We start from the raw sequence: 13,132 nt of genomic DNA, 5'->3' as shown, positions 1-13,132 counted from the left end.
AGTTATGTTTGACCGAGCTTGAATTGCCCATCAAGTGCGATGGCTGCGGCTGGCTACGCGATCGCGATTTTTTCTAACTTATTCAGCAAGCCCTAATTAATCCGAGGGGGGGATGGGGACGATAGGTAATTAGCAATTAGCAATTAGCAATTAGCGATTACCAATTACCAATTACCAATCATCAATTACCAATTACCAACTAACAACTAACAACTAACAATTACCAATTTATCCTTCCTACGACTCCCCTTTCATTTCCTCAATTTCAAACCAACTAACTATCACTCCCGCCAACGGAATCGCTAAGAAGATCCCCAACAATCCGGCGGCTCTTGCACCTACTAACAAGGCAAAAAATACTACCACCGGATTCAGATTAAGTGAATTTTTCATAATCCGAGGATTAATAATATTATCCCGAATCTGTTGCAAAACAATGCTAGCAATTAACACCTTAAATGCTAACCAGGCATTTTGAGCTAAGACAATAAAACACACCAAGGCAATTCCTAATGCAGCTCCGATACCAGGTATCAAATCAAACGCGCCTAATATCACTGCCAAAATCAATGCAAATCTCACATTTAAGATTAATAAAACTAGAAAACTAGACGTTACTAAAAACAACATTAAAATAAGTTGAGCCTGAAAAAAGCCTAAAAAATTGCGCTCAATAGTACGAGCGAAGCGCCTGTGCAAGTGCTTGGGAAGAAAATTAAGAATAAGCTGCCAAAGCCGTTCGCCATCTAATAACATGAAAAATGAAACAACGGTAATAAAAATAAAAGTTATTAAATTAGTAAAAACAGTTTGTAATAGAGCGATGCTGGAAACTATTCCCCCTAAAGCTTGGGTTCGCAATTGTTCTTCAATCACCCGCAAATTTACCTGAAGATTCCTTTCCCTTAAAAAGCCTTCTAAACGCTCTGAAAGGGGTGCAAGAGCATTGACAAACTCAGTAATGCTATCAATTAATTGCTGCCCTTGAGATAAAAGCGTTACCCCCACTGTCACAGTTAAACTTACAACTATTATAATACTAAATAAGAAAACTAAAGTGACAGCGAAACCGTGAGGTAAAAACCGCTTGAGCGATCGCACGGGATAGCTAAGCAAGAAAGCCACAAGCGAAGCGATCGTGAAAACTACAATCACCGTTTCAAAGTAAGCTAAAAGCGTTAGGAAAGCCCAACCTGAAGCAAATAAAAGCAAAAATCGAACTAATGTTGAATTATTTAGTCGGTTCCAGAAATCGGGGATGGGGGATTGACTCATGCTTTATAGCCAAAGGAAGAAAGAAGAAGGAAGGCTTTAGTTATCTAGGAGAGAAGGGAAATACAATTCCCATCTATAGCTTTAGCAATTAAGAATGTCCTACTAACCTTGGTGGTTGCTTGATGACACTTGCTTGCTCGCATCATTCCACTGGCGACATTTTCTATTAACTATATCTTAGAATCGCATGATTAATATCTTCTTGGCTATCCCTCTCAAGGTAGGTACTCAATAGGCTGCCATCCTCAGCGCCAATGAAAACCTCTAACTAATCAAGAGAAAATATCTCCTCTGAAAGAAGTCACGATAGAATCAATTTCTAGGATAATAAAAAACAGGACTCAACCTAGCTGAGGAAAAAACGTGCTGCTATCAAAAGGCTTTGAAGTAGAAATGTACACTGGCACCCCCCAGGGCGATATTGTTGGTCTCTCCGACAAGATTGTGTCCGACTTAGACGGATTTGTGCGGGAGCCAGATAGCCGCAATGTGGAATATACTACTGCGCCCTTGTGTAGTTACGATCGCCTGCTCTGTGCCCTAGTTAAACCGCGTCGGCAACTGCGTGCTTATTTAAAACAGTTGGGCGACTATACCATACATCCAGGGAGTACCTTATCTTTGGGCGGAAGCGATCGCTTTTTCCGCTCCGATCCCAACAACCCCTACCACACCTACATCGAGCAAACCTACGGTACCAAAGTCGTCACCGCCAGCATTCACATTAACATCGGCATAGCTCAACCAGAACTGCTGATGCAAGCAATTCGCCTGATCAGGGTCGAAGCCCCTCTGTACCTCGCCCTCAGTGCTTCTTCCCCCTTCTTGGATGGTGCCGTTACGGGGTATCACTCCACCCGTTGGGGTCTGTTCCCCAAAACCCCAGCCATTGTCCCCCTCTTTGAAAGCCACCGCCATTTTATCAAGTGGACTGAGGAGCAACTCGTGGCTGGTACTATGCAAAACGTGAGACACCTGTGGTCGTCAGTAAGACCTAATGGCGATCGCCGCCCTTATAATCTCAATCGCGCAGAAATGAGAATTTGCGACCTCGTTACCAACCCCATTTCCCTACTAGCCATCACAGCTTTACTGGAAGCTCGTCTTTGGCAAATGCTCGCAGATCCCAGCTTAGATCCCCTGGAAATCAGCACCTTACCAGCCACCACCCGCAATCAAGACTTGATCGCTCTGACAGAGGCTAACGAAGCCGCCGCCTCCAAGCTGAGTTTGGATGCGACACTTAGACATTGGCAAGATGGTAGAAAAATTCTGGCTAGAGATTGGATTGAGGAAATTTACCAGCAAGTTTGGCCAATAGCAAAACAACGCGGCTTTAGTTGCTTCCTCTCGCCCTTGAAAAAAATTCTTCGCGAAGGTAATGAGGCTCAACAATGGTTGAAAATGTATCATACTTGTCTTGACAGCAGGAGCGTAATTGTTGAAGGAATTCAATCAATGCGAGAACAGGAAAGGGAGCTTGAAGACAAGTTATGCCAGCAATTGGTCGCTTGAACTACTTTTTTGCAAACGATCAGAATATTTAATCGGTAGAGTAATTAATGGTATATAACAAAAAGCTATATATTACCTCTATCTTTAAGTAGAATTTCACGGTAAGCACTAAGTATTTTTCCCTCTTCCTTTCAACATATAGCAACCGCCTTGGCGGTTAGGAAGTCGTGAGTTCCTGCCATCATAGATTCTATTCCCTTCTTCCCGAACTATGCCGTCTGTTGTTTTGATTTCTCCGCAAATTCCGCCAAATACGGGCAATATTGCGCGTACTTGCGCTGCAACCCGTACAGAATTGCATTTGGTTGGGCCTTTAGGCTTTGAAATTAGCGATCGCTATCTCAAACGAGCTGGTCTAGATTACTGGCCCTACGTTAACCTGCACAGCCACGATAACCTAGAAGCTTTTAAAGCTTGCCACCAACAACGCGGAGGTCGCTGGATTGGCTTCAGCACTAAGGGACAATGCAGTTATACGCGATTTGAATTTCAAAGCAATGACTGGCTGCTGTTTGGGGCAGAAACCACAGGTCTTCCCCCAGAGATTCTCGAAGCCTGTACCAATGTTCGCATTCCCATGAGCGAGCCAGGAGTACGCAGCTTAAATCTTTCCGTCAGCGTTGCCATAGGTTTATTTGAAGCGCGGCGGCAATTGGGGTATCTGGGATAAGAATATTGCTGCATCCTTACATACACATAAAAAAAATCCAGCCCCCATCAACCCATAAAATGCTGAGATTAAGATAAGAAAATCATATAGTACCCTGACTGTATTCGCTGACTCGATTGATAGATTTTTATCATCCTATAGCAGGTAATACTGAGGGTATATAAATGGCTCAAAAGACTGCCAGATAAGAAGAACAGACTTTTTTTGATATTTTTGGCCTAGATTTACTCAATAATCTATCCGCTGCTTTATCCCGTATATTTACGGTTGTGGTTTTCCTGAAAACCAGCGTAGATTTGGGTGGTGATAATGACACAAAAAGCCTTATGACAACAGGGCATGCAGACTTAAGGCTAACAGCTATTACACAACAAGGCTTTGTAAGTGTCGCTTCAGCACTTGTTACCTGCGGCTTAAACTTTTTTACTGTCTAAGCTTGTCTAAATTAAAAAAGCAGGGTAATCTTGCCTAAGCATGATTACTGTCAATGATTAGGATCTCTTTTAACCGTGATTTGAATCATTGATAGCTCATCCCCTTGAGTGTTTCCAAGGATAGTTAAGCGCTTCTCGATAGGAGGTCGTTTTTTTGAAACGAACAAATCCCGATAAAATAAACTTTGTTGATGCCCGTGAAATCAACATCGACGGCACTGCTGAACCATCCAAGCAGGCAAATGCCGGTACTGGTAGAGTTCGTTCTGCCGCAATGATTGGACTAGCAATTTCAGTAGGTGCTTCCAGCCTCCTGCTGCCTACAGGAGGTGACGCAGCCACAGCGGCCGACTCCGTAGCAGGGGAAGCAACCACCGAAATGCAGCCCACACCCCTGGCAATACAGCCCAACGCTCTCAATGTTGAGGATGAAGCCGCTCATCCTGCACTCTTGAACTCAGGGGTGGTGAAGGTGAAAAAGGGGCAAACCCTTTGGGAATTGTCTCAGGACTACGAAGTTGATGCAAATACTCTGGCAAGAGCTAATGGCATTAAGTCAGATAGCTTACTGCAAGTAGGACAGCAGCTAAAAATTCCATCCCTGAACGTCATCTCCTCAGATGCGAAAACAGGCAACACCGTTGCGACGCTGCCCTCTCAAACCCGCTATGTCGATACTGAACAAGAGTTCAAATCAAATCAGACAGAGCAGTTAGGACAGCAATCAACAGAAGCGATCTCCTCTGCCCGCTCGGCAGAAATTAATGAGCTCAACCAGCCAACCAGAGAAATTGAAATTAACCGCTGGAACAAGCAGGAAAACCACTCGGCGACAAGTTATCAAACTCAGTTGAAATCTGAAGAACCTGGCAATTTATCCGAATCTGGACGGGAAAGCACTGATGGGCTAACTGAGGTGACTGGGAATCCAGAAACTGCACAGGAGAGTGCAACAGCACGCCAGACTTTGCCCGCAGTCCCTACGGATAAATTTGACGCTTTTAGCTCTAGTTCTCAGACAGCGTTCCCACCAGCCCCGGCTATTGAGTCGGCTGAGTCCCTAGTTGCGCCTAACACTACTGGAACAGTTGTGATTGAGCCTGACGGGACGGCTCTGGTACCATCATCGGTAATTTACCGAGTGCAGAAGGGGGATACCCTCGACGCGATCGCCAAAAATTATGGCATATCCGTCGTAGAGCTGATTTCAGCTAACAATATTAGCGATCCGCACTACCTCAAACTCAATCAAGCCTTAAGAATTCCCCAAATCCAGTCGCACAGCTATGGGGAGCAGGCAACAGTCATATCAGGCTCTAATTCCACTAACGCCCAGCCCGTTGCAGAAACCCCCATTCCTTTAATGCGGGCTGAGTCTTCTGCCGCCCCTAGTTCTGGCGTTGCAGCATCCGTCCCAACTGTATCGGTAATCTCTTCGCTAACCAACGCTGAGGGTGCATCCTCCGTTTCTGTACCGACAGTGGCAAAAATTAATAGTATTCCGCTCACAGCATTTTCGACCCCAGGTGTTAGCGACCAAGGCAAGAGCACTCTCAATGCTCAGCCAAAATTTACAGGTACACTCCGGCAAATCTCTGTTTCCGCTAACTCTCAAGGCGCGGTCGAAAAATCATTTGCGCCGACAACTGAACTGACTTCCCCCGCGAGGGAGTTAGCTGTTGAGAACACAACCGCAACCCTACCCTCGTCAGTGCCCGTTCAGCAAGCTGGCAATGAGATGGTAACGGTCGATTTGCAAACTTCCACAGCCGCAAATTCACCCAACCCTTACGCCGATCGCTTGAGATCGGAAATCACCAGGCTCCGAGAGGAGTATCGGGCCGATAGAAACAATCAGCAGGAAGTAAAAGCAATATCAACCACAGCTTTTGTTGGCAATACGCAGTTACCAACTGCGGAGGCTAACCACTCAAATAGTATTGAACCTATCAATCCAGAGTTCAATCCTCAACGCTACGCTCAAGCAGTACAGAACGAAATTAGCACGCCCCAGTCTCGACAGTGGGCCCAGCAGTTACAGCGACAGCAGCAACAAGAGCGAGCTAATTCACAGCGTGCGGTCGGAGTCACTCCGGTACAGCCCTCTGCTACGTCTAGGCAGCCCCTTGTTGCCACAGCTCCTCTAGGGGCTGATGCTTACGACCCTCTGAGCAATCCTTCCTTGGGACGGATGGTTTCTCCTGAGTTACCTCCTCTTCCTGGAGCAGATACCTATCTGCCGGCAGGTTCTATGCCCTCTAAGGGCTTGATTTGGCCGGCTAAGGGCGTTCTTTCCTCTGGCTATGGCTGGCGCTGGGGGCGGATGCACAAGGGCATTGACATCGCAGGTGACATCGGGACACCAATTGTGGCTGCCGATGCTGGTGTTGTGACTTATGCAAGTTGGAATGACGGCGGTTATGGCTACCTGGTGGAAGTTACCCACCCCAACGGTACTGTCACCCTTTACGCCCACAACAACCGAATTTTGGTGCAAGAAGGTCAGCGTGTGACTCAAGGCCAGCAAATTTCGGAAATGGGTAGCACTGGCTTCAGTACGGGCCCTCACTTGCACTTTGAAATTCATACTTCTGCACAAGGGGCTGTCAATCCAATGGCATTTCTACCAGATGACTCTAGGACTGCTTCTCAATAGGGATTTCCCTTGAGTTGTAGGGACACTGTTTACCTGCAACGGGGGCGATGGGATGCCCCCTTTGCTTGCTCTGTCTGCTGACCCCTAATTCTGATGTATAGCGATCGCTTTCGTCGGTTAGGGGGGAAGAGAGGGGCTAGGGGAAAATAGGGGCTAGGGAAAGAGAGGGGCTAGGATGCTCCGATGCTCAGGGTTAGGGAAAGAAGGGAAGAGGAGAAAAATAGAATTAAAGTAAGGGATGTAAGGGTTTGAACACTTCAAGATGTCCTAAAGGTATCGGCTGGCAGTTGCTCTATTATCAAAACCAATAACTCAGAGTTAAAAATTTTGTTTTTTTTATCAATTTGCTCTAGCTATTGTTGGCGACCTTGTGCTAAGATAAAAAATCGTGAAACCAATTTGGCTCAGTAGCTCAGTGGCAGAGCTAGGGACTCATAAGCCCTCGGTCGCAGGTTCAAATCCCGCCTGAGCCATATTTAATAAAGTAAAAAACGCGCTGACTCTGTTCTAGCGCGTTTTTTGATCGCGGAGTGTAGTTGTAGTCGTTATGAGTATGGTATATTTGTAACAGTTCGTAAAATTAGTATCTGCCTGGACAGACTTGCTCAAGGGCGACCTTGGGACTAAGCCTACAGCAATTCAAGGAGAATAAATTCATGGCCGTTAAAACAGAAACCGAAACCCTCCGGGTTGGTCTACCTGCACCCGACTTCACAGCCACAGCCGTAGTGGATCAGGAATTCAAGACGGTTAAACTGTCTGACTATAAAGGCAAAAAGTATGTAGTCTTGTTTTTCTACCCCTTGGACTTCACTTTTGTTTGCCCGACAGAAATTATAGCTTTTAGCGATCGCCACGAAGAGTTCAAGAAACTCGATACTGAAATTCTGGGCGTATCCGTGGACAGCGAATTTTCTCACCTGGCCTGGATACAGAGCGATCGCAAATCCGGCGGCGTTGGCGACCTCAACTATCCCTTAGTTGCTGATATCAAAAAAACAATTAGCGCCGATTATAACGTCCTCGATCCAGAAGCAGGAATTGCTCTGAGAGGTCTGTTCATCATCGACAAAGAAGGTATTATCCAGCACTCAACGATTAATAACCTCGCCTTTGGTCGCAATGTGGATGAAACCCTCCGCACCCTGCAAGCCATTCAGCACGTCCAGTCTCACCCCGATGAAGTTTGTCCCGCTGGTTGGCAGCCTGGAGAAAAGACCATGAATCCCGATCCCGTGAAGTCCAAAGTATACTTTGCGGCGGTATAATCCAAGTTGTTAACAGTTAACAGTTAACAGTTAACTGTTAACAACTACCAATTAGTAATTAGTTAGTAATTAGAAATTATGCTGACTTCCACAGACTTTAGGGGCTTGTTAAATCAGCGCTTTTTTCAAAACTTTTTTCCCGTTCCCGCTACAAACGAGCTTAAAGTTGGGGAAATAACTCCAGACTTTGAACTACCAGATATTACCAACGGTAAACTGGTGCGTTTATCAAATTACCGGGGCGATCGCCCAGTTGTACTCGCATTTACCCGCATCTTCACAGAAAAGCAATATTGCCCGTTTTGCTTCCCCCACATTAAAGCACTTAATGAAAACTACGAGCAGTTTGCCCAGAGGGATGTAGAACTGTTGATGATTACCAGTACCGATGAGCGGCAAAGTCAAATCGTGGTTACAGATTTAGGTTTAAAAATACCCTTGCTGTGCGATCCTACTTGTCGAGTATTTCGAGCATATCAAGTCGGTCAAGCTTTGGGGGCTCCTTTGCCAGGGCAGTTTGTGTTAGATGAACGAGGAATACTTCAGTTTAAACATTTGTTTTCTTTCTTGGATCATAATGCTAGTTTCGAGACTTTACTTGCAGCGGTAGATCGGCTGATAACTACAGGATAAGCTGTTTTGGGGGATTTGAAACTTGTCTATCCTATACTTTAACTTTGCAACAAACTCCCTAACGTCCGGCAGCAAAAGCACCTAGTAAAATCAAAATACTGGTTGCAAACAATTAGCTGCTATCACGGAAAAGTTTTAATTGTATTGAATTTAGATGGGATATTACCAAGTTGATAAAAATCTGTCAATTTCTTACCTTCAATATCAACCAAAGAATCAAAATATTCGCGAACGCTGATATCTTTAATAGAGTCTAAATCAGAAAAACTCAGATACTTAACATCAAATACGTTCTTCCCATCAGCAAATGTTACCTTTCCCCTACCAATTGTACTATTCCACTGATTTTTGCCATGTTTGCCGCCAATATCAATCTGCCATTGCCCATTATGGTAAATGGTCAAAGTTTCAGTAGAAGTAGAAATCCATTCGCCATCTCTTAGGTAGCCTGTAGAGATTTTTTGAGGTGAGAAGACTTGAGGTTTAGGCATGGCTCCATAGACAATGTGAGCAATACGTTGGGCGCGATAATCAAAGCCAAAGCTTTTGGGGTATTGTGATTTCCAAATCCACCAGGGAATAACTTTAGAAGTTTTTAGTGTAGAATCTATTTTCTGGCGATGTGCTTCATAACAGCAGAGAATTTGCTCGTATTCTACTCGACTAAAATCAGAGGGATCTACATAAATTGTCCAGTTGCTTCTGGATTCCCAGGCCTTTCTGGATACATCGTCATCAAAAGTTTTGATTTCTAGTTTGTCGCGATCGCTTGGATTAATCGGCAAACCCATATCTAATAGTTCGGGAAGAATTCTCCCCGCTAAAGATCGAGAAATTACTTTTTTATTAAAACAGAGAATGGGGAACCGAATTAAATTGCAAGTACTTTTATAATATTGGAAAGAGTGTTCCTCCATTATGCTAAGGCAATTAGGATTTTGCGGATCTTCGCTTGGACAACTCACTTCAAGGGTCAAAACATCTGGACGTTTTTTTCTGTAGTATTTAGACAAATTGTATTGACTTGTAGGAGATAAATAGCTATGTATTTGCAGAGCCCATATCATAATAACAGCAACGCAATTCAACAGTCCGATCGCTAGCGGGTTGACACTAATTGCTTGGCACAATTTGTGAAAAATTTCTTTCAAAAATTCTATAATTTTTTATAGAATTAGACACTAGGCAATTGAGGATGGTGAAGTATTACCAAGGGTTGGAGATTGCTTCTCTTGGCTTGCAATGACAGAAAATCCTAGTAAGCGTGTAAGTCCTAAATTAGCCATTAAAAACAAATGAACGCAGATTCTTTTAAAAATCTGCGTTCATTTATTATTTTAGTGGGAGAGAGCTAATTCTAGTTTAGGTGGTGATGGATCGGTGGGTAATACCTTAACTTCCCCATTATCATCTACATCTACGATCGCGCTGTCTCCTTCTTTGAGTCGGCCGGAAAGCATTTCCTCAGCGAGTACGTCTTCCAACAATCGCATAATGGCGCGACGGAGAGGCCTTGCACCGTAACTGGGATTGTAGCCTTCTTTTACTAGATGATCCTTGAACCTTTCTGTCACTTGCAAGGTCATACCTTGTTCAGTTAAGCGACTGAAAAGTTGGCGGAGCATGATGTCGGCAATTTGCTTGACTTCTTCCTTATTCAACTGACGGAAGACGATAATTTCATCGAGTCGGTTGAGAAATTCGGGGCGGAAGTGTTGCTTGAGTTCTTCATTTACCAAGGAGCGAATCCGGGTGTATTGAGCATCTGCTTGGTTTTCTGCAAACTCGAAACCGATGCCACCACCGCCTTTTTCTATGACTTTAGAACCGATGTTTGAAGTCATAATCAGCAGCGTATTCTTGAAGTCTACAGTCCGACCTTTGGCATCCGTTAAGCGCCCATCTTCTAATATTTGTAAAAGAATATTGAAGACATCGGGGTGAGCTTTTTCGATTTCATCGAATAAGACTACTGTGTAAGGTTTGCGACGAACTGCTTCTGTTAGTTGACCGCCTTCGTCGTAGCCCACAAAACCAGGAGGAGAACCGATCAGTTTAGAAACAGTGTGCCGTTCCATAAATTCGGACATATCGAGTCGAATCATGGCTTCTTCGGAACCGAAGAAGTAGGCAGCTAAGGCCTTAGTAAGTTCGGTTTTGCCAACACCCGTGGGGCCGGAGAAGATGAAGCTAGCGATCGGTCGATTGGGATTTTTCAAGCCGACGCGGGCGCGACGGATGGCGCGAGAAACGGCGCTAACGGCTTCTTCTTGACCGATGAGGCGCTGATGGAGGGTGTCTTCCATGTGCATCAGCAATTCAGATTCGGATTCTGTGAGTTTGCTGACGGGTACGCCTGTCCAAGATGCGACGATGTGGGCGATATCTTCTTCGGTGACGATCGGTAGGGTTGTGACTTCTGGTTTTATGCTGGAGGCGGCTTTGATTTGGCCTTGGAGTTCGAGTTCGCGATCGCGCAATTTTCCAGCTAGTTCAAAGTCTTGATCGCGGACGGCAGTTTCTTTTTCTTTGGTCACTTGCGGCAGTTGTCGCTTGAGTTCTTTGACTTCTGGCGACTGCTGTGAGTTCATGACGTGAACGCGGGAACCTGCTTCGTCGATGAGGTCAATGGCTTTGTCTGGTAGGAAGCGATCGTTGATGTAGCGATCGCTCAGGGTAGCTGCTGCTTCCAAAGCTGCGTCGGAAATGGTCAGTTTGTGGTGTTTTTCGTAGGCTGACCGCAAGCCGCGCAGAATTTCTAGGGTTTCTTCAACGCTGGGTTCGCCGATTTTCACAGGCTGGAAGCGGCGTTCTAAGGCTGCGTCCCGTTCGATGTGTTTGCGATATTCATCGAGGGTGGTTGCGCCGACGCACTGCAATTGACCTCTAGCGAGGGCTGGTTTGAGGATGTTGGCGGCATCCATGCTCCCCTGTACGGCTCCAGCTCCGATTAAGGTGTGGATCTCGTCGATAAACAGGATGATGTTACCAGCGTTGAAGATTTCTTGCATGACGGTTTTGAGGCGTTCTTCAAATTCGCCCCGAAACTTGGTACCTGCAATCATGGCTCCCATGTCTAGGCTGATGACTTGTTTGCCTTCTAGGATTTCGTGAACGCTGTTGTTGGCGATGCGTTGGGCGATACCTTCGGCGATCGCAGTTTTGCCAACTCCGGGTTCGCCTACTAATACGGGATTGTTTTTCGTGCGGCGACCCAAAATTTGGATCACTCGTTCGATTTCTTTTTCCCGTCCCACTACGGGGTCGAGTTTGCCTTCGGTTGCTAGTTTGGTCAGGTTAGTGCCGAACTCTTCTAAGGTTGGGGTTTTGGTATTGCGATCGCGACCACCACCCACCGCTACAGTTTCTCCTGCTGCCCGAATTACTTGGGTGCGGACTTGAGCTCGTTCGATACCCAGTTGTTCCAGAACTTTCGCCGCCACGCCTTCATCGTCTGCGATCAGTCCCAGCAAGATGTGCTCGGTGCCGATATAGTTGTGTCCCAGTTTACGAGCTTCGTTCAGGGATGACTCGAAAATGCGCTTGACGCGAGGTGTAAACGGAATTTCCGATGGGACAAAGCCGGAACCTCTGCCAATGATTTTTTGAATTTCTATCCGCACGTCTTTAATGTTGAGGCCCATTTCCGTGAGGACTTTGGCGGCGATACCAGTGCCTTCGCCGATTAGTCCCAGGAGGATTTGCTCAGTACCTACGAAGTTATGACCGAGGCGGCGAGCTTCTTCCTGAGCGAGCATTATCACCTTAACGGCTTGTTCTGTAAAGCTTTCAAACATAGATGTTTCCTATCCTACTGTTTTAGTTAGGGCTGATTTGCCCCTCACGGTTGGCCGGGGCGAGTGCCACAAAAAATAAATAATATTAATTTTTGTGTACTTGCTTTTATTTTAATGTATCGCTGTTAAATGGTAAAGCCAGTGAGGATAGCCGAATAGTCGGGGGAGCGGTTGCCCTCCATTGGTTGAGTTCAACTACTTAAAATAAATAGTAGCATAATCCCTGTAAATTGAAGAGAGAATTAAATTATATCATAAAATTGAACTATCACACAAAAATCTGGAAATCCCACTTTTTAAAACTGCGTTGTGAGGAACTGTCCAAATACCTGTACAAATCCAATCGCTACTTGAATTACAGGCCAACCTACTAAACAAATCAACGCCGCCCAGCGAGTTCTAATATCTAAACCTTGGCGGGTTGCCACAATTACAGTTAGCAAACTCCATACAGATAATACTAACTCAATCGCTCGCCCTAATAGCGGAATCAGCGTCAAAAAATTCAGCACTTGCGGCGCATAGGCAAATCCAATCGGAATCAACAATTCCCTATAGCTAACGTGATTCGGTTTTAGCCACTGAGCTATTTTTGAGATCGTGAAAGTCCAAAAGTAGTAACCAGCGACAACAGCGAAGCCATCAATTAAAAGTGCGATCGCCAGTATGGGCAGAGTTGCCCGATTAATTAATAAGATCGCGGCGCTGCCTAAAACGTGAGACAAGGCTGCTAAAATTACAATCGTTAAAGCAATCCGCTTAGTTCTAGGAGTATCGGCAGCATCTTCGTAAAAATTGACATTTAAACATAAGGCATTCCTAAGAGTTGTGCCTAAACCTTGGGTTGAATCTTTGCCTTTCACGTTAAATTCTTAATGAGCGAA

The 13,132-nt window shown here is 45.3% G+C and carries 9 protein-coding genes and 1 tRNA gene; 6 read left to right on the top strand and 4 right to left on the bottom strand.

The features are described from left to right. Positions 1–237: 237 nt before the first annotated feature. Positions 238–1,275: an AI-2E family transporter gene (locus PN499_RS15045; protein WP_272032801.1), complete on the bottom strand. Its 1,038-nt coding sequence runs from the start codon at positions 1,273–1,275 to the stop codon at positions 238–240. Positions 1,276–1,638: 363 nt separating this feature from the next. Between PN499_RS15045 and gshA the strand changes: the two genes are divergently transcribed. The 6 genes from gshA to PN499_RS15015 all read left to right on the top strand — a co-directional run bounded on the left by gshA (position 1,639) and on the right by PN499_RS15015 (position 8,451). Continuing rightward, the gene (gshA, locus tag PN499_RS15040; RefSeq protein ID WP_272032800.1) at positions 1,639–2,790 is read left to right on the top strand and encodes a glutamate--cysteine ligase; all 1,152 of its coding nucleotides are present in this window, start codon (positions 1,639–1,641) and stop codon (positions 2,788–2,790) included. A 211-nt stretch (positions 2,791–3,001) separates the two neighbouring features. After that, positions 3,002–3,460: a tRNA (cytidine(34)-2'-O)-methyltransferase gene (locus PN499_RS15035; RefSeq protein ID WP_272032798.1), complete on the top strand. Its 459-nt coding sequence runs from the start codon at positions 3,002–3,004 to the stop codon at positions 3,458–3,460. Positions 3,461–4,048: 588 nt separating this feature from the next. Beyond that, entirely contained in the window at positions 4,049–6,550 is a 2,502-nt protein-coding gene (locus tag PN499_RS15030; RefSeq protein WP_272032797.1) for a peptidoglycan DD-metalloendopeptidase family protein, read from the top strand. A 401-nt stretch (positions 6,551–6,951) separates the two neighbouring features. Next, positions 6,952–7,023 (top strand) — tRNA-Met (locus PN499_RS15025). A gap of 183 nt (positions 7,024–7,206) precedes the next feature. After that, positions 7,207–7,818: a peroxiredoxin gene (locus PN499_RS15020; protein WP_007353609.1), complete on the top strand. Its 612-nt coding sequence runs from the start codon at positions 7,207–7,209 to the stop codon at positions 7,816–7,818. A gap of 78 nt (positions 7,819–7,896) precedes the next feature. Then, positions 7,897–8,451 (top strand): peroxiredoxin family protein, encoded by a 555-nt coding sequence (locus tag PN499_RS15015; protein ID WP_272032795.1) that lies wholly within the window; start codon positions 7,897–7,899, stop codon positions 8,449–8,451. 122 nt (positions 8,452–8,573) lie between these two features. Here the strand turns inward: PN499_RS15015 and PN499_RS15010 are convergent, their stop codons facing one another. The 3 genes from PN499_RS15010 to PN499_RS15000 all read right to left on the bottom strand — a co-directional run bounded on the left by PN499_RS15010 (position 8,574) and on the right by PN499_RS15000 (position 13,111). Next, positions 8,574–9,602, bottom strand: a complete 1,029-nt coding sequence (locus PN499_RS15010) for a hypothetical protein (RefSeq protein ID WP_272032794.1) — start codon at positions 9,600–9,602, stop codon at positions 8,574–8,576. 186 nt (positions 9,603–9,788) lie between these two features. Next, positions 9,789–12,248: an ATP-dependent Clp protease ATP-binding subunit gene (locus PN499_RS15005; protein WP_272032793.1), complete on the bottom strand. Its 2,460-nt coding sequence runs from the start codon at positions 12,246–12,248 to the stop codon at positions 9,789–9,791. Between the two features lie 296 nt (positions 12,249–12,544). After that, positions 12,545–13,111: a hypothetical protein gene (locus PN499_RS15000; RefSeq protein WP_272032792.1), complete on the bottom strand. Its 567-nt coding sequence runs from the start codon at positions 13,109–13,111 to the stop codon at positions 12,545–12,547. Positions 13,112–13,132: the final 21 nt, after the last annotated feature.

The organism is Kamptonema animale CS-326 (genome assembly GCF_028330895.1).
Classification (GTDB): Bacteria; Cyanobacteriota; Cyanobacteriia; order Cyanobacteriales; family Microcoleaceae; genus Kamptonema; species Kamptonema formosum.
Note: the sequence above shows the minus strand (reverse complement) of the source record. Positions and strands in the feature narration are given on the sequence as shown.